This is a genomic window from Sporosarcina sp. SAFN-015 (assembly GCF_051966875.1).
Taxonomy (GTDB): Bacteria; Bacillota; Bacilli; order Bacillales_A; family Planococcaceae; genus Sporosarcina.
The window spans coordinates 395,549-417,489 of sequence record NZ_JBQCKP010000003.1; the positions used below are offsets into that span (position 1 = coordinate 395,549).

The following is a 21,941-nucleotide window of genomic DNA, read 5'->3' on the forward strand; positions in this document are numbered from 1 at the left end:
TTCCGTGCAACCTTCCCAGCCTCTCTGGACTGACTTTAAAGGTGTCGCTATTCAATTTCTTAGTTAAGTATAGTTGCCCATTTTCGCTTTGTCAACGATTTTATGATCGTAATTTTTTTAATAATGATTCAAACTCTTCCGGCAACGGTTCTGTGAACTCCAAATATTCTCCAGTGCGCGGGTGCTTGAAGCCGATTGTGCCGGCATGCAGTGCTTGACCGTTGAAGTCAATTGTCTTCTTCGGTCCATATTTCGGATCTCCCGCTAGCGGGTAGCCGATATACTTCATATGCACCCTTATTTGGTGTGTCCTGCCTGTTTCAAGACGGCATTCGACTAATGTGAAATCACCAAAACGATCTAAGACTTTGAAGTGCGTAATAGCGTGCTTCCCTTTATCTGTAACGGTCATACTTTGCCGATCTTTCGAATCTCTGCCGATAGGTGCGTCAATTGTGCCTTGATCATGAGGGATATGGCCGTGAACGAGCGCTGTATAAACGCGCGTTACCGATTTCTCAACGAGTTGGTCGACGAGTGATACGTGAGCCTGATCATTTTTCGCAACCATGAGCAAACCTGAAGTGTCTTTGTCAATTCGATGAACAATTCCGGGACGCATGACGCCATTTATACCTGAAAGATCCTTCACTTGATGCATCAAGCCATTTACAAGAGTGCCTGACGCATGCCCTGGCGCAGGATGGACTACCATTCCACGTGGTTTATTCACAACGAGCACGTCTGAATCCTCATAAACGATATCCAAGTTTAAATCTTCCGCTACAATGTCAAGCTCCTCAAGTTCAGGCACCACCACTTGGATGACGTCCCCAACTTTCACTTTATAATTCGATTTTACAGTTCCTTCGTTTACGAGAACTGCCCCGTCTTTCAACCATTGCTGGATTTGTGTACGGGACCAATCGGCATTCGCATCCGACAGAACTTTATCGATTCTGCCGCTTCCATACTCTTCTGTAATAATTATTTCAAATGGTTCCATTATGCCACCTTTTTCTTATTCTTTTTTTCATCCACAAAAACATGAAGGATCATGAGGACGACTCCCACAGTCAATGCAGCATCTGCTACGTTGAAGATAGGGAATTCATAATTGATGATCGGAATGAGTACATCCACAAAATCCACCACTTCTTTCCGAAAGACACGATCGATGAAGTTTCCGAGTGCTCCGCCTAATAAAAACATGAGGCTGATACTTAAAAGCTTGCTGCCTTTCGCTTCCTTATGGAAAAAGTAAATGATGCCGCCTACAACTAGTAACGTAACGATATAAAACAGCCACATTTGCCCTTCTAGCATGCCCCATGCCGCCCCTTTATTACGATGCGAGAGGAGTGCCAAATAAGGTTCTGCGATTGGGATTCGTTCCCCAAGATTCATGTTTTGTACAACAAGCCATTTTGTCAGTTGATCAAACAAAATTAAAACGATAGCCAATCCATAGTAAAGTACCAATCCAAAAACCCCCGTCCGACAGTTTCTGCTCCATTTTACCACAAAATGATATCAATCATGAAATCAGCGTGCATCTAACAAGAAAAGACTGTTGCAACCGGGACTCAGCCACAGTTGCAAACAGCCTTTACCAAAATGCTTATGAATAATATTTTTTAACAACATCCGCACAGCGTGCACAGAGTGCAGGATGATCAGCATCGTCGCCAACGGTTTCAGAAATTGTCCAGCAGCGATCACATTTTTCACCATCTGCTTTTTCAACAAGGACAGTTGCATGATCGAGCTGCAACGCATCTGAGCCCACTTTTTCTACTTCACTTTCCTCGAACTGGGAAACGATGAAGAATTGAGCATAATCGATATCGTCTGCCGCCAAAATGCCAGCCATCTTTTCTGGCAATGCGACAGTCACTTTTGCCTCAAGCGATTTACCGATCACTTTAGCATTCCGAGCTTCTTCAAGCGCCTTCAATACATCATCACGGACGAGCATCAAACGGCTGAAACGCTCGCGAAGTGCATTAGCAGCCTCTCCAAGATCTTCCGCTTGCGGCATATCTGTCAATTGGACGCTCTCCTCTTCGACATGCTCAAGATAAGCCCATAATTCATCGGTCGTATGAGGGATGACTGGTGTCAATAGTTTTAAGAGCGCAAGTAGCGAATCGTACATAACAGTCTGCATCGCACGGCGGTGTGGGTGATCGACGCCTTCAATATAAACGACATCTTTTGCAATATCTAAATAGAAGGAGCTCAATTCACCTGTACAGAAGTTGTTCACTGCGTGATAAACACCAGCAAACTCATACTTCTCATAGGCCTCAAGCACATCTTTGATTAAATCTTGCAACTTCACATAAACGTATTGGTCGATCGGGCGCATATCTTCGAACGCAACCCGGTCGGCAGCAGGATTGAAATCTGCTACGTTACCGTGCAAGAAGCGCAGAGTATTACGGATTTTACGATACACTTCCGACACTTGCTTGAAGTTTGAATCAGAAACACGCACATCTGCTGTATAATCGACGGATGATACCCAAAGACGGAGAATATCAGCACCTAGCTGATTCATCACTTTCGAAGGCACGATAACGTTGCCCAGCGACTTACTCATTTTACGCCCTTCACCATCCAACGTGAAGCCGTGGCTTAATAGACCTTTATAGGGTGCAATGCCATTGATGGCGACACTTGTCGTCAAGGACGAGTTGAACCAACCACGATATTGGTCGGAGCCTTCCAAGTACAAATCTGCCGGGTAGACTAGATCGTCTCTTTCCACTAACACACCTTGATGTGTTGAGCCGGAATCGAACCAAACGTCCATAATATCCGTTTCTTTTGTAAATTGGCCGTTCGGGCTGCCTTCATGCTCGAAGCCTTCTGGAAGCAATTCTCTCGCTTCCCGTTCAAACCAAACATTTGAACCGTGTTTACGGAACAATTCTGCAACATGTGCGATTGTTTCATCTGTAAGGATCGCTTCGCCGTTTTCAGCATAAAATACCGGAATTGGAACACCCCACACACGTTGACGTGAAATACACCAGTCACCGCGGTCGCGAACCATGTTATACAACCGTGTCTCACCCCATGATGGAGTGAATTTCGTATTGCGAATCGCTTCAAGCAATTCACCACGGAATGATTCAATGGAAGCGAACCATTGAGCTGTGGCGCGGAAAATGACAGGCTTCTTCGTACGCCAGTCATGCGGATACGAGTGGGTGATGAATGAAAGCTTCAAAAGAGCGCCTTCTTCATCCAATTTTTTCGTCACTTCTTTATTTGCATCTTCATAAAAGAGTCCTTCAAAGCCTGGAGCCTCGTCTGTCATAACACCACGGTCATTGATTGGAGACAAAGCGTCGATTCCATATTGTTTCGAAACGTAGAAATCGTCTTCACCATGGCCAGGTGCAGTATGAACGCATCCTGTACCAGCTTCTGCTGTTACATGCTCTCCTAGCATAACGAGAGAATCGCGGTCATAAAGAGGGTGCTTTGCAATTACTCTATCCAGATCCGAACCTTTTAGTTCTTTAATAACTTCATACGTTTCCCATCCGATTTCTTTTGCAACAAACTCAACGAGATCTTTGGCCAAGAGGAACTTGTTACCGTCCACATTGACAATAACGTAAGTGAATTCAGGATGGACCGAAATCCCGAGGTTCGCAGGAATCGTCCAAGGCGTCGTCGTCCAGATAACAATTCGTACATCCTCGTCAATTACACCGAGACCATCTTTGACCGGAAACGCAACGTAGATGGATGGTGATTTTTTATCTTTGTATTCGATTTCCGCTTCAGCTAGCGCTGATTCACTTGAAGGTGACCAGTAAACTGGTTTCAGACCTTTGTAAATATAGCCTTTCTTTGCCATTTCTCCAAACACTTGAATTTGTCTCGATTCAAATTCAGGTTTCAACGTGATATACGGATTTTCCCAATTTCCGCGTACGCCAATCCGTTTAAATTGTGAACGTTGGCTATCGATTTGGCTATAAGCATATTCCTCACACATTTTCCGGAATTCGGCGACGGTAAGCTCTTTGCGATTGACGCCTTTGTTGACGAGAGCTTGCTCGATCGGTAGACCATGCGTATCCCAACCTGGTACGTAAGGTGCATGGAAGCCTGTCATCGATTTATGGCGGACGATCATATCTTTCAGCACTTTATTAAGTGCATGGCCCATATGAAGGTCGCCGTTCGCATATGGAGGTCCGTCGTGTAGGACGAAGAAAGGGCGTCCTTCTGTGCGTTTTTGTACTTTTTCATAGATGTTCATTTCTTCCCATTTCGCTTGCATATCGGGTTCTTTGTTCGGCAAGTTGCCACGCATCGGGAATTCCGTTTTCGGCATGAGCAATGTGTCTTTGTAATCCATACTATTTCCTCCTTGGTAAATGGCTTTGAACTGTTGATTTTCGCTCCAGGCGGACGCGTTTCGCGGGCGAGCGGTGAGCCTCCTCAGACGCTTCGCTCCCTGCGGGGTCTCCCCTGTCTCGCTTTCCCGCTGGAGTCGCCGCCTTCCACTTCAATCAACAAAGTCCGTAATAATCAATCAGTATATTAGTTAGGGGTCAGAAAATAAAAAATCCCCATCCCTATAAAAGGGACGAGGATTTGTTCTCGCGTTACCACCCTAGTTGCAGCATGAAAAATCACACTGCCTCTCAGAACACCATAACGGGGTGCATCCGGGATTGATTTTCGTCAATCCGGCTCTAGAGTGATTTTCGTTTTCGATTCAGACCGGGCTTCCACCGCCCCCGGCTCGCTTTGCATGAATTTCGAAAAGTACTCTCTCTTTCAACGCCTGTTTCCTGCTTATATGGTCATTATTATATGTTTGTATATGACAAAATGTCAAGCTTTCGAATCATTCTACATCCGCTGCTGATTCCAGTAGTTCCGCATCCGGCTCATATTCAAGAAGTTTTTCCCAATCGTCCGTTTTAATCATATCGAGTTGGGCTTCAATGAGCATGCGGAATCGGTTTCTGAACACTTTCGATTGTTTTTTCAAGTCTTCGATGTCCATCGCTATCTTACGGGCACGCGACAATGCTTCATTCACAATACGATCAGCATTCTTCTCCGCTTCTTTCACGATCAGTTTCGATTCCTGGATCGAATTCCGTCTTACATCTTCAGCTGCTTCTTGGGCGATCAAAATCGATTTCTGCAAAGTCTCTTCAATAGAATTGAAATGGGAAACTTTGTCTTTCGTCTCCTTCAAACTGTTCTTCAATGCTTTGTTCTCTTCCAGCACGTTTTCATAATCCTTCATGATCTGCTCAAGAAACTCATTCACTTCATCTTCATCATAACCCCGGAAGCCGCGGCTGAATTCTTTATTATGTATATCGAGTGGTGACAATGCCATCTTCTGTTCCTCCCTTTCGAGTAAATCTTCTATCCCCTATTATACATACCATCAACAGATAAGACAGCAGTTTTTAAGTCGGTTGTCTGAAAAATCATTCTAACCTACCAATCAACAACCGTATTTTGTCTTTCCGGGTCCTTCCTTCTATCGATAAGATTTTGAAGCGGCCGGATCCCCTGACTGAAAGAATGTCTGATTCGTTCACTTCGAATGCTTGCTGGTCTCGGACGACATGATTCACTTTCACTTTATCATTCTGAATGAGCGCAACAGCTTTTTGTCGCGGACAGTTCACTAATGAAGCGACAATCGTGTCAAGACGCAGTGATCTAATCGTGTGGTTCTCTTCCTTCCACGTTTCTGCCGATACAATCAGTTTATCAGTGGAACCGAGTTCTACAACTCGTACTTTTGATTTGCCGATCGATGTCAGATTGGCGATCAGATAATCTTTCATTTCCTCTGCGGCGGAGAATTGGGCGACATCTCCATCCAAGCGGATATCTCCAAATTTCGAACGGTCGATTCCAAGCGCCATGAGAGAACCTAAAATATCTCTGTGCTCCAGTGTCATAAATTTCGCAGGATATCTAACTGCAAAAACAGATACTTGGAAATCCTCATCTACCGGTTCAAAATAGTCCGGATAAATCAATGCTCGTTGGCGTTCGGGCTCAAGGAACGCGCCATGGACTCCGAATTGGAGACCGGAACTCTTTACGATGGATTCTAAAATAAAAATCTGTCTCGGGTCAAGAAAACCGGTGAGCTTCGGAGAATATGTATCCTCAACTTCACGCGTCCAGCCAATTACCGTTTCGATGAATGGCTGCTCATCTTTTCTAAAATGTTGTATGATCGAATCCATAGTTAACGACTCCTTACAGAACCCTTTTCATACACGGGTCCCTTATAGAAAAAACCTCACATGAGTGAGGTAACGATCAATCGATAAACTTCATATACACCTCTAGAAATCAAGTAATTCAATACAAAGATAGCTACAATCGGTGAAATATCGATCATTCCAAGGGGTGGGATGAATTTACGGAAAAACCCTAAATAAGGCTCCGTAATTTTCCCTAAAAGGATGCCGAACTTCGTTTCCCTTGTAGAAGGTACCCATGACATTAAAATGTAAATAATGAGGAGTATTAAGTATATATCTATTGCTCTAATAATGAGCGAAAAAATCAAGTTAATTATATCTATTAATCCCATCTGTACACCTCATCTAATTCTATCTTTCAAAAAAATCCGAAATGGTTCCTGCCACTTCCACATTTTCTGGCACGCAAAGGAAAATATCTGTGCCAATCCGTTGAATATCTCCGCCAAGTGCATAGACGGTGCCACTTAGGAAATCGACGATGCGGATTCCTTGATCACGCTCAATCCTTTGCAAATTGACTACAACGGCTCTTTTATTCTTTAAATGCTCCGAAATGTCCTGCGCTTCCGCATAGACACGAGGTTCAAAAAGAACAACTTTTGAAGATTTCTGGATGCTTTGCAAGCTGACAACAGTTCCCTGCTGTTGCTGTTGCGTTTCCGCCACTTGCGGTTTCCGTGAAACCACTCTTCTCGGCTGCTGCTCTTGTACGGGCTGTTGCTCTCGGACAGGCTGTTGCTCTTGTTGGAATTCCTCTTCCTCATCAAGATAGAACCATTTTTCAAATCGTCTTTTTATGCTCATTCGTCTCCCTCGCTCTCCGTTCCGACTAATGCGGTTCCGATTCTAACGTGAGTTGCGCCTTCTTCGATTGCGATACTATAGTCATTCGACATTCCCATTGATAATAGTGTGCACGGCGCGTGTTCTACTTCTTTTGCAGCGATTTGATCACGAAGGCTGCGCAATGAACGGAATACAGTTCGAATCCATTCTTCGTCCTCAGTGAATGGAGCCATCGTCATTAAACCTACAACTCGGATTTTATTATAATTGGCCAATTGAAGGATGAAATCCTCTAATTCCTCGGGATTTATCCCTGATTTAGATTCTTCCCCTGACACATTCACTTGTACGAAGCAATTGACCGTAGATGACGCACGCTTTTGAATTTCTTTGGCGAGACTAAGACGGTCCAGTGAATGAAGAAAATCGACTTTGTTAATAATATCTTTCACTTTTCTACTTTGCACATTTCCGATGAAATGCCAGTTTAGTTTTTCTGATTGGATGTCTTCCTGCTTTGCAAGCAGTCCCTCCGGCCGGTTTTCTCCGAGATTTGTAATTCCTAATTCGATAACTTCTTTGGCTCTATTGGTAGATACTTGCTTTGTCACTGCAACGATTGTTACGTCTTGACGTTTCCGATTTGAACGATCACATGCTGCTTGTATTGCTTTTTCTATTTTTTGCATACGTTGTTGAAGTGTGTCCATTGAAATCACTACTTTTCTGCTTACTTTGCTTTATTGTATCAATTGGAAGGACACATATCAATGATTAGTCTTTATTTATCAACCCTTTTGCCCACTAAAACGATGTCTTTTCCGATGGTGAGGACATCATCATACTTGATTTGCTTCAAATCCTTCATCTTTGATTCTAAAAATAGCGACCTTTCAGCTCCGCCAATTTGAAGAACGTCAATTTTACCGTTTTTCATATCAATTGTCGCGTCCTGCACAAATCCTAAAAAAGAGCCCTTTTTCACTTCGATCACTTCTTTCTTCTGCAAATCCGAGAAACGCATTCTTATCCCTCCAATGTTAATTTTGATCTTGGTCTTAACAGGGGCTGTTGCTTTCCGTTCCGGCACTCGCTTTCCGGGGGCGTTGCCTCAGTCAATCGAACCACGAAGAGTATTTCTACGCTTTTTGCAAAAGCCGTTCTACGTAACGGCTTTCTCAGGAGTTTCGCGCCTGCAATCCAAGCAACAGCTTTAATGTTATTGATAATCCTTACACAATGGATATCAGTAATAAATTTTGTGTTTATACAGCTTATGCTCAACAACCTAAAAAAACGCAATGCCGGAGCATTGCGTTTTTAAGTCAACTATTTATTCTCCATGCCATCTCGAATTATTTGAATGGCATTTTTCTCCAATCTTGAAATTTGGGCTTGTGAAATGCCTAGTTCTTTTGCAATTTCAGTTTGGGTTTGGCCTAAATAGAAACGTTTAGAAAGAATCAGCTGCTGTCTTTCCGTCATGCCCGAAACCGTTTCCTTTACCGACACATACGTCAACCAACGCTCTTCAGACACCTTTTTATCCTGTAATTGATCCATTATATAAACAGGATCGCCGCCGTCGCCGTTCATCGGTTCATGAAGGGACATTGGATCTTGGATTGCATCTAACGCGAATAAAATATCATCTTCTGGAATGCCCGTCGCTTCCGCAAGATCAGAGATTTTAGGTTCTTTTTGATGCTCGTTAACAAATTGTTCCTTTGCTCTGATTGCTTTGTAAGCTATATCCCGAAGTGATCTGGATACCCTAATGGCATGATGGTCTCTCAAATGTCTTTTGATTTCACCAATGATCATTGGAACGGCATATGTTGAAAATCGGACATTATGTTTCAAATCAAAATTGTCGATGGACTTCAATAAACCAATACAGCCAACTTGAAAAAGGTCGTCTGCCTGCTCCCCCCTATAAGCAAACCTTTGGACAAGACTTAATACTAACCGCAAATTTCCAATTACGAGCTCTTCCCTTGCCGATTCGTCACCATTTTGAAGCCGGATAAACGTTTCTTTCATCACTTCATTCGTCAGTAATGGCAAATTGGACGTATCGATACCACAGATTTCAACTCTTGTACGCATCATTCGCTTTTCCTCCGCATTCTGTAGATGACTGTACAAAATAGTTTGTCCTCACACTTGCGGAATATGCGAAATCCAATTCTCCAATTTCAACCATCAAGCGATAGGATGGTTTAATCTGTCACGCAGTTCGGAGATTATTTTCTTTTCAAGACGTGAAATATAAGATTGTGAAATACCGAGTAATTCTGCGACTTCCTTCTGTGTCATTTCAAGACGGCCTGTGAGTCCGAAGCGGCATTCCATTATATATTTCTCCCGTTCATCCAACGTGCTGATCGCTTCAATCATATGTTGCCTTTCTAATTTTTTTTCAACATCATCAATAATAATATGTTCATCCGTGCCTAATATATCAGATAGCAACAGCTCATTCCCATCCGCATCAGAATTTAACGGTTCGTCGAACGAAATTTCCGAGCGAGTCCGGTTCGTTTTCCTTAAATGCATAAGGATTTCATTTTCAATGCATCTTGAAGCATATGTCGCTAATTTAATATTGCGATCGCTTTTAAATGTTTCGATCGCCTTTATAAGTCCGATAGTTCCAATGCTGATCAAATCTTCAATATGCGTATTCGTATTATCAAAACGACGGGCAATATAAACGACTAGCCTTAAATTTTTTTCAATGAGCGTATCTCTGGCATCCATGTCTCCTTCCATGAAAGCCCTGATCGCAATCGCTTCTTCCTCCCTGGACAACGGTTTTGGCAGTGATTCATGTCCACCGATATAATAAGTCCCACTTTTTTTTCTAGTGAAGAAGCTTTTAACGATCGATAACCATTTCTTAAGTCCCTGCAACATGATTTGCTCCCCTTTCATTCATAATGGATTCCAATGCCGAGACATGCAAAATAGCACCTGCACCTTCCGGATAACGGTTATCTTGTTTTGTAAACACGATATAGCCCGCTGGCAGCTCACTTCCTTCCCCGATGACCCATTGGTCGAATTTAAAACCAACAGCCCACGAAGCCCCTTGGACTGTTTGCAGCCGGATGAGTCTTAAACTTTTTTGGTAGCGCTTTGGGAATGTTGAAAGTTGTGGCATGTTTTCTGCATTCCATGAAACTAACGGCCCTCTCAACTCTTCAGGAATCAAGCGCTCCACAAACTTAAATGAAACAAAATGTACTGGTTCGCCAGTTAGCGGCTCCGTACAGCGGTTTCCTGTATCGATAAAACTTGGGATGGAAACTGTTTCATTCCAAATGGATAAAACCGTTGCTACGGAATAGGAAGACAATTGGCGAGCTGTTCTTACATCGAGCCACTTAGTCTTTAGTAAATAGAGGATAATATAAGCAAGTAGTGCGCTGATAAAGACTGTGAATTTGGCATCCGAAAACAAGAACTTTTCTGTGATGACCGTCAGTGCTCCTCCGGCAAAAAGCGCACCGATCAATACGATGAAAGCTGGGCTTCCTAGTGAGGCAATTGTTAACCCGAATGCACAGACAATCATTACACCGAAAGCGATGAAGATGGCGAGACGGGAATCAGGGAAAAATGTAACCGGCAACGCGCCGACGAATGCAGCCAGGAATAAACGGCGCCTAGTAGCTTGTGCCTTGACCATCCGGTTGGCAAAGGACAAAATTGCATAGTTGAATACCATGTTAATAGCAACAATGAGTTCCCCATACATCTGCCCGCCCTCCTTGTACGTAAGGATAACACTCCGTGAATGCAATGTTTGTCGGAACGAAGGAGAAAATAAAGTAAATATTCGACATGAATAGCGGAGACCCAAGAAGTTGTGCTAGGAGCTGAGATCGTCGTGTTGCATTCTTAATTGATTGTGTTGCGGCCAGATTTTGTTGTGTTGCGCGCCCCGTTTATTTCGTTGCGGGAGTTTGATTGTGTAGCGCCCGATTTCTTTGCGTTGCGCGCCACGTTGATTGCGTTGTTGGAGTTTGATTGTGTTGCGGCCCGAATTTGTTGCGTTGCGCGCCCCGTTTATTTGTTGCGGAACAACGGTCATAAAAAAACTCTCCAGCTTGTCCAATTGGACTGCTGGAGAGTTTCCTTCAATTTTTTTATTATCTTCTTTGGCGATTGCGCAAGAATGTCGGAATATCCAATGCATCATCTTGCTGATGGCTTTGCTGTTGTTGTCGAGTCGGCTCAGGCTGTTGGAATTGTTGCTGAGGCTCTTCTCGACGAGTATAAGACGGTTGCGGCGCTGATTGCGATTGTGATTCACGTTGACGCGTAGCACCAAACCCTGGATTCCTCGAAGGCTTCGGTTGATTCAATTGTTCTTCACTGAACCCTGTCGCAATGACTGTAACGAGGATTTCATCTTTCAAGTCATCATTAATGACAGAACCGAAGATCATATTGACGTCTTCATCGGAAGCGGAAGCTACGATATCTGCTGCTTCTTGAACTTCAAACAAGCTTAAATTGGAACCGCCCGTAATATTCATCAGAACACCTTTTGCTCCGTCAATTGATGTTTCAAGTAGCGGGCTCGAGATAGCTTTCTTCGCAGCTTCGGCAGCCCGGTTTTCACCTGTAGACATACCGATACCCATCAATGCAGATCCCTTATTGGACATGATCGTTTTCACGTCGGCAAAGTCAAGGTTAATAAGTCCAGGGACAGCGATCAAGTCTGAAATACCTTGAACCCCTTGGCGCAATACATTGTCGGCTTCACGGAACGCCTCAAGCATCGACGTGTTTTTGTCGACAATCTCCAACAACTTATCATTTGGAATGACGATGAGCGTATCGACCGATTCCTTCATAGCTGCAATTCCACCGATTGCTTGTGTCTGACGCTTTCTTCCTTCGAAAGTGAATGGACGTGTGACAACACCTACTGTCAACGCTCCAAGATCTTTTGCCACTTGTGCAATGACAGGCGCGGCACCAGTACCTGTTCCCCCACCCATTCCTGCAGTTACGAAAACCATATCCGCACCGCGGAGAGCTTCTTCTATTTGTTCACGACTTTCTTCAGCCGCTTTTTTTCCGACATCAGGATTTGCCCCTGCACCAAGTCCGCGAGTCAATTTAGCTCCGATTTGTAATTTCACTTCAGCTTCAGATAATTTAAGTGCTTGCGCATCCGTATTTACGGCGATGAATTCCACGCCTTGCACACCATGTTCAATCATGCGGTTAACCGCGTTATTTCCTCCGCCACCGACTCCAATCACTTTAATGACTGCGAGTGCATCGACATTCGTTTCAAAATCTAGCATGCTCTCTCCTCCTAATCCCTATATGACCATATTTAAACAGTCACTCAAAAAATCCATCGAAAAATTTCTTTGTTTTGCTCATGAAGCTTGTCTTTTTCTCTTTTGACTGGACAGCTACCTTCTTTTTACTAGGAGCTGGATAGTCCATCTCACTATTCGTAGCTACTGTTTGAGATTCAGCTGCAATCCCAAAATAGCTATCTTCCATACTAGCATAACGGATAAGACCCACAGCAGTCGAATACATCGGTTCACGCACACCGATATATTCTGGTGTGTGGATTCGGACTCTTGTTCTCAATACATGTCTTGCAAGTTGCAAAATCCCATCGAGTTTCGTCGTGCCGCCAGTTAAAACGACGCCACCCGGCAAATCATGGATACCCATGCGGTACAGCTCTTCAAGAACCAAGTCGAATAATTCTTCCAATCGGACACCTATAATTTCCGATATGTATCGTTGACTATATTGATCTTTCGAATCAGCACCAATGACAGGAACTTCAAAAAGCTCATCATCCGATGCATCATCATAAAAAGCATGTCCATATTGATGTTTAATTTTTCGTGCCTGCTCTGTAGGTGTCTTCAGAATGATCGACAAGTCTTTTGTAATATGGTCTCCGCCCACCGGAATGACAGCAGTTGAAATGAAGCGGTTATCGCCAAAAATGGCAATCGTCGTTGAACCTCCACCGATATCGATAAATGCAGTTCCATGATTCATTTCATCATCCGTCAGTGCAAATGTTCCCGCTGCGAGCGGTTGCAAATAAATTTCACGTATTACGAGACCCGCTCGTTCGACACATCGTAAAATATTGTGCACTAACGTTTTGGAAGTCGTTATAAGTGTACCGTCCATTTCTAATCGGACGCCGATCATTCCACGTGGGTCTTTTATTTCATCATAATCGTCCACGATAAATTGTTTCGGTATAATGTTTACGATTTCCCGTTCAGGTGGTACCGACATAACTTGTGCAGATTTCATAACCCGGTCCAGGTCATCATCGGTAATTTCCCTGTTCTCCGAATTGACGGCTACAACGCCTTTGACGTCTTGTAAAAGCACGCCGTTGGCCGGGATGCCTAAAATGACGTCTCGTATTTGCATGCCTGTCATCCGTTCAGCCTGTTCCACCGCTTTACGGATCGATTGGACAGTCGCATCAATGTCGATAATCGTCCCTTTTCTTATGCCTGCAGATTGAACGTTACCAACTCCGATTACGTGGAGGGATCCGCCATCCACTTCGCCGATCAGTACTTTGACTGACGAAGATCCTATATCTAGTGATACATATATTGTAGATTGACTCAAATTTCGGCACCTCCCATTACAGTCCTTATCTTACATTCTATTGTATTAGAGTCGTATTGTCTAAATATTTTCTCCATCCGATAATCAATTCCCTTCATTCCTGAACTTTCGTTTCAGAAACTTTACTTCGATCTGACCATTTCGTCAGCAAAATCCTTCTAATCACAGCAATATTTTGGAATAACCTTACTCCAAATGCGAAGACGGCTGCCAAATATAAATCCACTCCAAGGTGCACTCCTAAAAATGCTAATCCAGCCGCAAGAACAATATTGAAGAAGAAGCCGGAAATAAACACTTTATCATCATATATTTGTTGCAGGTGCGCCCGAATTCCCCCGAAAAGTGTATCCAATGCAGCTAACACGGCGATGGACAAATAGTTGCTGTAAATTTGTGGGATTTGTATGTCTGATAACAATCCCAGCGAAACCCCAAGTATTAAACCTAGCAGTGGCAACCACATTGTCATTCCCCTTTCGGAAGTTCTTGTAAATAAAGATTTTTAAATTTGTCGGGATATGCCCGAATCGTCACTTCCTTTTCCGGCTGGTTTATTTCAAGTACTAGATTATCAATATAAAAATCGTCATGTATGGACGATGCTAACAAATAATTATAAAGCTTCTCACTATCCGACATTGTAGGTGAAACAATTTTTATTGTAAATGGGGGAGTTGAGACGTTCAGTCCATTAACGGAAGTCGCTCCGTTGATGACACGAATCGAGCTCATCATCGTATACCGTTTTCCGTCAATCTCCATATGAATGCCTTTAAAACGATTTACTTCATTGACGAAACGGGTTAGTAAATCAGATGAAATACTCGTGATTGGTATTCCATACGCCATGCTTTCCACCGAAGGGCGGACTTCGATCGTAAAGCCAGGACCTGTAATATCTGTCGTACCTGCTTTTCTATGCAGCTTGTCCACTGTTTCCTTTAAGGCTTGTCCTGTGCTTGATTCGCTTAACGTTCTGTACGATGCGATCGTTCTATCTATATCGCGAATTTCAGTTAAAAGCTCTGAATGGAGCTTTTTCTCTTCTGCCAGCTCTTGGCGAATTGCCCAAATATCCCTCGTATCACGTTCCTTAGGATGTTCCAACGTATTATATTGGACAGCAATCATAAATCCGATTAGCAGGAGGACAATTGTAAACTTCCAATTGACAGCTTTCTTCAACGAACACCCTCCCTCTTAATGGCCACTCATGCCTCCTCCCTTAATGCGGGAAGCTTTATCTCTTTCAACTGCTCTAAAGTGACAACTATATTGTCATGCACTAATCCATCAATCACTCCGCCGCCTAAATTCAATGATGCTGACAAGACATCTGTATCGCCTACCGCCTCGATGACAAACGGAGCGGGAAGTGTTCTACCGTCGATTGTAATGACGGGGCCAGTACATTTAATATTTGAATTTGAAGAAATTCGCTGCCCATTTATCGCAATTCCTTGTGCACCGGAAATCTTCAATTCATTTACAACACGCAGCACATGGCTTTCATGAACGATATAATCATTAGGGTTTTGTTCTACAGGATCATAATCGCCATCCTTCAATGTGACACGTACTCCAGGTCCTTTAGCCGGAATAACCCCTAAAAGCAATCGAAGATCTTTTGCCTCTTCAACTAGCACGGTGTGATTGTCTTCATTCTCCGAAAAAGATTTTTCAAAGTCTCTAATTTCATCTTGTTTTGCCTGAATTTCATCAGCGAGCTCTTTATTTCTCTCTTTCTGAACAATCAATTCTTCCCGATATTGTTCTTCCTGTTGAAGCGCAGGAGATTGAGCTGATTCTCCATTGTCCTTCCCTAATGTTCGATAGGAGAATGCGAAGATGAAACCGAGGATGAGAAAGACAAAAGAGTATAAGATATATCTTCCTCTATTTTTGTAGTCCTCACTCATTTTCTTCGCCAACTTCATCACCTTCCCCTTCCTCCACGCTATCTTTTCCATAAACTTCGCTAAAAGGCGTGAAGAATATACCAACTTCCATATTGACAATTCCTTTTTCCATATCACCTAGCTGGGATATGATATCCGGGTAATATTCCATTTTTTCTGCAAAGGTTTGGAGGATTGCATGGACTTCATAACCATCATCCATATAAGCAACAATCGTATCAGGATTCTCCTCTGTCCCAGTATAGATGATTTCGGAAATCAATTGGAGAACATTTTTATCCATTTTTAACAATTGTTTCGTCAGTCTTTTCCGAAGGTCAGGGTTGTCCACATGATTTAAAATCGGTACGTTCGGATAGTTTCCGTCTTCCGGAAAAACTTCTCCGTTTTCGAGCAATAATCCATACTCTCCCCCGCTCTCCATATACGCGACCGTTTTCCATTCACTAATTGTAATATCGATATCTCTTATCCATTTCCTCGTAACAGCAACACTACTGACGCCATCGAGCTTCAAAAGTTCTTCTTCCACTTCTTTTGTTGTAAATCCCCAAAATGATGTTCCTTTTAAAACCCCACTTTTTTCATAGTAAAATTGGTCATCATGAAGTGCAGCCCCATGGATTTTCACTTCACCAACTTTGCTTAGAGGAGATTGGAAATACAAAAGTACAAGGAGGGCGATACAGAATATGGCGATGATGAATAAAAATTTTTTATTCGTCTTCCTTCTCCGTTTTTCCCTCATGGATGGAATTCGTTCTTCGATGTCTATTACTTTATCCATATGCTGCCCTCCCCTCAACTTCGTTCTCTATAAAAAGCAAAATGCAAAATAGTCCCCGCCGCCATCCAAGTTGTTAGCAACGATGAACCTCCATAGCTAATGAACGGCAATGTCACACCTGTAACCGGCAATAAACCAGAGACAACACCGACATTCAGGAATGTTTGAAAGATGATCATTGAAGCCATCCCTGCCGTCATTAAGAATGATTTATAATCATGCGTCCGAATGGCAATTCCGAATGCAGACAGAAGAAGAACAGAAAAGAGGACTAAAATGAATGTCGCCCCAATGAAACCTGTCTCTTCGGCTATGATCGAAAATATAAAGTCATTTTGCGGTTCCGGCAAATACAAATACTTTTGCCTACTATTGCCATAGCCGTGACCGAACAACCCTCCAGGCGCTATCGCGAATAAAGACTGAATCCCTTGAAAGCCTGCTCCAAGCGGATCATTCCACGGATCGATATACGATTTTATGCGTTCCAAACGATAAGGAGCTGCTGCGATAAGTGCAACAAATGCCCCAATTCCTGTGAGGCCCAGTATACCGAAGAACGATAGCGGATACCCCGCCAAAAACAAAATGACGAAAGCTGAAACAATCATAATTACTGCTGAACCTAAGTCTGGTTGGAGCATGATTAAGGCTGCAGGCAATAAAATTAAAACAAAATGGCTTAGCCTAAATGGATTCCTTCCAGAAGATTGCTTCATATTACAAGCGAGTTTACCAATGAGCGCCACTTTTACGAACTCAGCAGGCTGAATGCTAAAAGGACCAAGAGCTATCCAACTTTGGGAACCGTTCCTTACAGCGCCTATGCCTGGAATCATAACGGCAACTAACAATAAGATTGTTATGTAATAAAAGGCAGTCCAAAATGACTCACTGGAAGTCCACCGCCCTTTCATTAGCATAAAGGCAACAAATATTGAAACAGCCATGTAAATTCCTTGCTTCACGATAAATGGAGATGAATCCGCATAATGGACCTGCCCCCAGTAAGAGCCTGCCGAATGTACAAAAACTAATCCGATTAACGATAACGACACTGCCGAAATAATAAAGGCAGCTTTTAATTTTTGATCCAGTGAACGCATCCTTCCGTCTTATTGGTAAAGGAGTGAATGGTAGACTTAAAGTTTTATTACAGCCTCTATAAATGCATCGCCACGTTCTTCAAAATTCGGATATTGGTCCCAGCTGGCACAAGCCGGCGACAGCAAGATTTGATCCCCTTCAACTGAGACCCCATAGGCTTCCTGTACCGCCTCCTCCATTGACCTCACTTTTACCGCAAGCGGGACACCACATGTAGCAGCGAAATCGACGAGCCTTTCAGCAGTTTCTCCGAGTGCTAGGACAGCTTTCACTCTTCCCATATAAGGTCGCAATTCCTCGAATGAGTGCCCTCTATCCAATCCGCCAGCTATTAGTACGACAGGTGATTGAAAGGAGGAAAGAGCGCTTTTCGTTGCCAATGTATTTGTTGCCTTCGAATCATTGTAGAACGTCCTACCTTTCAATTCTTTGACAAACTGCATCCGATGACGTACCCCTGTAAATGAACTTAAAACATTTTCTATCGTTTCTTTGTCGCAATCCATAAGAATTGCAGAAGCTGTAGCAGCCAAAATATTTTCCAAATTATGCTGACCGAGCAATTTGATGATCGATCTTTTCACAAACGGTTCCCCTTGCCAATAGATCATCTCATCGTCTGCGGAAATTCCTTCCGCTTTTTTCCCTTGTAATGAAAAAGGGATCTTCATGGCAGCAGATCGTTCGATATATGGCAGCATTTCATGTTGATCGGCATTATAAATAAAGAAATCTTCCTCGGTCTGATTATCTGTCACTTTCGCTTTAGCTAATGCATATTCTTCAGACGTTCCGTGGTAATCAAGATGCGCGTCATATAAATTTGTCCATACGGCGATCTTTGGACGGAAGCTTTCCGTACCTGCCAATTGAAAAGAGGATACTTCCATGACGATCACTTCATCTGGTTTTGCATTTTGTGCGACTGTGCATGCAACAGTTCCTATATTTCCTGCGATTAACGGCTGTTTACCACCAATATTTAATATGTGATAAAGAAGTGTAGTCGTTGTTGTCTTACCGTTGGAACCAGTGATGGCGATGATTGGAGCTTCGCTAATTAAGTAAGAAAGCTCGACTTCAGTCCAAATCGGAATCCCTTTTTGCACAGCTTGTTTGAGAACCGGATTATGATACGGGATTCCCGGGTTTTTAACAATTGTATCGAAGCCTTTATCCAAAATATTTTCCGGATGTCCGCCACAAATTACTGTAATCCCTTTTTCCCGCAATGCTGTTACTTCTTTGCTGCCCGTCTCTGGAGATGAATCATTGACGACCACATCAGCCCCTAGCGAATGTAGTAGATCCGCTGCGGCATAGCCACTTTTAGCAAGACCAAGCACAAGAAATCTCTTGCCCTCGAATTCATATCGCTCTCGCATTTACATCACCTCCCACAGAATAGGGATCATTGCGGCCAAAAGGGCCACACCCCAAAAAACGATGACGATTTTCCACTCAGACCAGCCCGACAATTCAAAATGATGATGAATCGGGCTCATTCTAAATACCCGTTTTCCGGTTAACTTAAAGCTTGTCACTTGAATCATGACAGATAATGTTTCGATTACATATACAATCCCTATTACAACGAGGAGAAGTTCCTGTTTCACAAGGATCGAAAGCATTGCAATCGTACCGCCTAGCGCTAAAGAACCCGTATCTCCCATAAATACTTTAGCAGGCTTCATATTAAATAATAAAAAGCCAAGCATCGCCCCGGCTACAACAAATGCGAAAGTTGCAATGTCGTATTGCTCATAAACAAGTCCAAGCACACCGAATGCGGCAAAAGCAATTGTTGATGTACCTGCAACAAGCCCATCGAGACCATCCGACAAGTTGACTGCATTCGAGAAACCGACAAGCCAAAAAATGAGGAAAGCGACATAGAAAATGCCGAGATCTACTGTGAAATTCGTGAAAGGAATTACAACCGTCGTTTCAAATGGACCCATCTTTAATAAGAAAAACGCGATAACCGCAATAATGATTTGACCAATAAGTTTTTGGATGGAAGTCAATCCTAAATTCCGTTTCATGACGACTATGATGAAATCGTCAAAAAATCCGATCACACCGAAGCCGGCAAGCACAATCATCAATACGATGGATTGTGTAGTCAGTACGTCTTCATATATGTATGATAGGACAATCATCGTAATGATAATGGAGCCCAGGAAAATAAGGCCGCCCATTGTAGGCGTGCCCGCTTTCTTTTTATGGGCTTCAGGACCTTCTTCCCTAATGCTCTGACCGAATTTCAGTCTTCTAAGCAACGGAATGATAGCGGTCCCGATAATTGCTGTTATAACAAATGCTACGGCAATAACCGTAATTGTATTGACGAGTGTCATAGTATGTTCTCCTTACCTGTTTTGAAACTGTAGTTGTTTGTCTTAATTTTTATTGTCCAGCTTCAGGCGCTAGAAAGTTTTTTCATTTCTAACGCCTTCCGCTTTTCTACTCTTCGGTATAAACGTGGATGATATCGTCCACCGACATTAATGAGTCTGGGACTGGCATTTGGTATTTAATGACGTCGCCTTCACCATGCCATTCTATACGATACGTGTGTAATTGGCGGGCAACCATTCCTTTCGTCATGCCCGTCAAATCAGGAACTCGATGTGTAATAGGGTCGCCCCATCTATATTCTTTCTCAATTTGCCCTTCTCTCTTTTCAATACCGGCAATTGGCGCGATTTCTTCGATAATCCTGCCGACAATCGGTGCTGCAATGACTCCGCCGAATTGAATTGAATTTTTCGGGCTATCAACTGCTACATAGACAAGTAATTCGGGATCGTCTGCTGGAGCAAACCCCATGAATGAAACGATGTAATCGCCGTCGCTGTAAGTGCCATTCACGACTTTCTGTGCAGTCCCTGTTTTGCCGCCGACACGGAGACCATCGTTGAACGCGCCTCGGCCGGAGCCATTCGCGACAACAGATTCCAATGCTTCTCTTACTTGGGCAGAAGTTTCCTCGCTAATGACGCGGCGTTTCATTTCAGGTTCAAACGTTTGCAACGTCTCTCCCTTATCATTCTTAATTTCCTTTACAATATACGGACGATACAAATATCCGCCATTTATAGCAGCCGCCACAGCCTGCACTTGTTGAATCGGTGTTACGGAAATCCCTTGGCCAAAGGCAGTCGTTGCTTGTTCAACTGGGCCGAATGCATCTTTTGAGAAAAGAATCCCTTTTGCTTCGCCGGCTATACCAGAGCCTGTCGTTTCGCCAAAGCCAAAATCCCGTATATATTGATCAAGCTTTACACCGCCTAAACGCTGGCCGATTTCGATGAATCCTGGGTTGCAGGAGTTTTCTACAACTTCTAAGTATGACTGGTGACCATGCCCTTCCCGCTTCCAGCAACGCAGTCTAGCGTTGGCAACCATCGTGTAGCCAGGGTCATTAAAAAAATCATTATGAAGATCGATCACCTTTTCCTCAAGGCCAGCAGCGAGTGTAACGATTTTAAAAGTCGATCCCGGTTCGAATGTCATCCATACCGGCAAATTCCGGTTATAAATCGCCTGATCTGTATCTTGGTATTCCGCAGGATGGAAAGTAGGCATTGAAACTAACGAAAGAATTTCACCTGTTTTCGGATTCATAATAATTCCGATTGCCTGTGTCGCATCATATTTTTCCATCGCCTGAATAAGTTCCCGTTCCATAACTTTTTGCATATCGACATCAATTGTCAGTCCTAATGTAGCACCATTCTTACCTGTTTGGAAACCATCATCGACATGTGGCAACGGTATCGCCTTCGCATCAGTGTAAAGGCGAATTTTATCACCTGTGCCTTGCAAAATTTCATCGTACGCATATTCAATGCCCGCAAGGCCTGTTCCATCGAAACCCGTAAAACCGATCAGCCTCGAAAGCATTTCACCATACGGGTAGTTCCTAACAAAATCCACTCCCGTATACAAGCCATCGATTTGCAACTTGGAAATTTCTGTCGCCTGTTCCTGAGTGATATTTTTGCCTTCAGGAGCCAACTTGTTCATATAAGATTTCTTTGTCATCTTTTTCAACAATACTTCCTTGTCGACTTGCAATATATCCGCTAGCAGTGCTGCCGCCTTTTCCGGTTCTTTGTTTTGAGAAGGCATAAAATATAGCGTCGGAGCAAGTTGGTTTCCAACGATCAGCTGACCGTTTCGATCTTGGATTTCCCCCCTGATTGCGCCAAAAGGGATTTCCCGATCCCAGTTCTCTTCCGCACGCGCTTTCAACCATTCATGTTTAATGATTTGAACGTGGAAGAGCTTTGCTATAACCATGGAAATGGATATGAGAAAAATGATGAAAACTGCCCGCAATCGCTTCTTTGATTGCAAATCAGCATATTTACGCAGAGCCCCACACCTTTCGTTTTT

General features: G+C 43.3%; 22 protein-coding genes and 1 other annotated feature. All 22 genes read right to left on the bottom strand.

Annotated elements, in window-relative coordinates:
• Positions 1-100 precede the first annotated feature (100 nt).
• Positions 101-1,006, bottom strand: a complete 906-nt coding sequence (locus tag ACTHPA_RS07760) for an RluA family pseudouridine synthase (RefSeq protein ID WP_440499579.1) — start codon at positions 1,004-1,006, stop codon at positions 101-103.
• A complete protein-coding gene (gene lspA / locus ACTHPA_RS07765) occupies positions 1,006-1,482 on the bottom strand; it encodes a signal peptidase II (RefSeq protein ID WP_440499580.1) in 477 nt (158 codons plus the stop codon). The genes ACTHPA_RS07760 and lspA overlap by 1 nt, the downstream gene beginning before the upstream one ends.
• A 139-nt stretch (positions 1,483-1,621) precedes the next feature.
• Entirely contained in the window at positions 1,622-4,384 is a 2,763-nt protein-coding gene (ileS, locus tag ACTHPA_RS07770; protein ID WP_440499581.1) for an isoleucine--tRNA ligase, read from the bottom strand.
• A 224-nt stretch (positions 4,385-4,608) separates the two neighbouring features.
• Positions 4,609-4,822 (bottom strand) — a binding site (T-box leader).
• A 57-nt stretch (positions 4,823-4,879) separates the two neighbouring features.
• Positions 4,880-5,386, bottom strand: a complete 507-nt coding sequence (locus tag ACTHPA_RS07775; RefSeq protein WP_440499582.1) for a DivIVA domain-containing protein — start codon at positions 5,384-5,386, stop codon at positions 4,880-4,882.
• A gap of 94 nt (positions 5,387-5,480) precedes the next feature.
• Positions 5,481-6,257 (bottom strand): RNA-binding protein, encoded by a 777-nt coding sequence (locus tag ACTHPA_RS07780; protein WP_440499583.1) that lies wholly within the window; start codon positions 6,255-6,257, stop codon positions 5,481-5,483.
• A 56-nt stretch (positions 6,258-6,313) separates the two neighbouring features.
• Entirely contained in the window at positions 6,314-6,610 is a 297-nt protein-coding gene (locus ACTHPA_RS07785) for a YggT family protein (protein ID WP_440499584.1), read from the bottom strand.
• A gap of 19 nt (positions 6,611-6,629) precedes the next feature.
• Positions 6,630-7,085: a cell division protein SepF gene (locus ACTHPA_RS07790; protein WP_440499585.1), complete on the bottom strand. Its 456-nt coding sequence runs from the start codon at positions 7,083-7,085 to the stop codon at positions 6,630-6,632.
• Positions 7,082-7,777, bottom strand: a complete 696-nt coding sequence (locus tag ACTHPA_RS07795; protein WP_440499586.1) for a YggS family pyridoxal phosphate-dependent enzyme — start codon at positions 7,775-7,777, stop codon at positions 7,082-7,084. Before ACTHPA_RS07795 ends, ACTHPA_RS07790 begins: the two co-directional genes overlap by 4 nt.
• Positions 7,778-7,848: 71 nt before the next feature.
• Entirely contained in the window at positions 7,849-8,091 is a 243-nt protein-coding gene (locus tag ACTHPA_RS07800) for a PRC-barrel domain-containing protein (RefSeq protein WP_440499587.1), read from the bottom strand.
• 305 nt (positions 8,092-8,396) lie between these two features.
• Entirely contained in the window at positions 8,397-9,176 is a 780-nt protein-coding gene (sigG, locus tag ACTHPA_RS07805; RefSeq protein WP_440499663.1) for an RNA polymerase sporulation sigma factor SigG, read from the bottom strand.
• Between the two features lie 96 nt (positions 9,177-9,272).
• Positions 9,273-9,986 carry an RNA polymerase sporulation sigma factor SigE gene (gene sigE, locus ACTHPA_RS07810; protein ID WP_440499588.1) on the bottom strand — a complete coding sequence of 238 codons (714 nt, stop codon included), beginning with the start codon at positions 9,984-9,986 and terminating at the stop codon, positions 9,273-9,275.
• Positions 9,970-10,830 (bottom strand): sigma-E processing peptidase SpoIIGA, encoded by an 861-nt coding sequence (locus ACTHPA_RS07815; RefSeq protein ID WP_440499589.1) that lies wholly within the window; start codon positions 10,828-10,830, stop codon positions 9,970-9,972. Before ACTHPA_RS07815 ends, sigE begins: the two co-directional genes overlap by 17 nt.
• A gap of 394 nt (positions 10,831-11,224) precedes the next feature.
• Positions 11,225-12,397 (bottom strand): cell division protein FtsZ, encoded by a 1,173-nt coding sequence (gene ftsZ / locus ACTHPA_RS07820; protein WP_440499590.1) that lies wholly within the window; start codon positions 12,395-12,397, stop codon positions 11,225-11,227.
• Between the two features lie 40 nt (positions 12,398-12,437).
• On the bottom strand, positions 12,438-13,721 hold the full coding sequence (gene ftsA, locus ACTHPA_RS07825) for a cell division protein FtsA (protein ID WP_440499591.1): 1,284 nt from the start codon (positions 13,719-13,721) through the stop codon (positions 12,438-12,440).
• A gap of 94 nt (positions 13,722-13,815) precedes the next feature.
• A complete protein-coding gene (locus tag ACTHPA_RS07830; protein WP_440499592.1) occupies positions 13,816-14,187 on the bottom strand; it encodes a small basic family protein in 372 nt (123 codons plus the stop codon).
• 2 nt (positions 14,188-14,189) lie between these two features.
• Complete coding sequence (locus tag ACTHPA_RS07835) at positions 14,190-14,909, bottom strand: DUF881 domain-containing protein (RefSeq protein WP_440499593.1); 720 nt, start codon at positions 14,907-14,909, stop codon at positions 14,190-14,192.
• A 26-nt stretch (positions 14,910-14,935) separates the two neighbouring features.
• Complete coding sequence (locus tag ACTHPA_RS07840) at positions 14,936-15,661, bottom strand: DUF881 domain-containing protein (protein WP_440499664.1); 726 nt, start codon at positions 15,659-15,661, stop codon at positions 14,936-14,938.
• The gene (locus ACTHPA_RS07845) at positions 15,636-16,430 is read right to left on the bottom strand and encodes a cell division protein FtsQ/DivIB (protein WP_440499594.1); all 795 of its coding nucleotides are present in this window, start codon (positions 16,428-16,430) and stop codon (positions 15,636-15,638) included. The genes ACTHPA_RS07840 and ACTHPA_RS07845 overlap by 26 nt, the downstream gene beginning before the upstream one ends.
• A gap of 14 nt (positions 16,431-16,444) precedes the next feature.
• The gene (gene ftsW / locus ACTHPA_RS07850) at positions 16,445-17,536 is read right to left on the bottom strand and encodes a putative lipid II flippase FtsW (protein WP_440499595.1); all 1,092 of its coding nucleotides are present in this window, start codon (positions 17,534-17,536) and stop codon (positions 16,445-16,447) included.
• A gap of 36 nt (positions 17,537-17,572) precedes the next feature.
• Positions 17,573-18,922: a UDP-N-acetylmuramoyl-L-alanine--D-glutamate ligase gene (gene murD / locus ACTHPA_RS07855; RefSeq protein ID WP_440499596.1), complete on the bottom strand. Its 1,350-nt coding sequence runs from the start codon at positions 18,920-18,922 to the stop codon at positions 17,573-17,575.
• A complete protein-coding gene (mraY, locus tag ACTHPA_RS07860) occupies positions 18,923-19,897 on the bottom strand; it encodes a phospho-N-acetylmuramoyl-pentapeptide-transferase (protein ID WP_440499597.1) in 975 nt (324 codons plus the stop codon).
• A 106-nt stretch (positions 19,898-20,003) separates the two neighbouring features.
• Complete coding sequence (locus ACTHPA_RS07865) at positions 20,004-21,902, bottom strand: penicillin-binding transpeptidase domain-containing protein (protein WP_440499598.1); 1,899 nt, start codon at positions 21,900-21,902, stop codon at positions 20,004-20,006.
• Positions 21,903-21,941 lie beyond the last annotated feature (39 nt).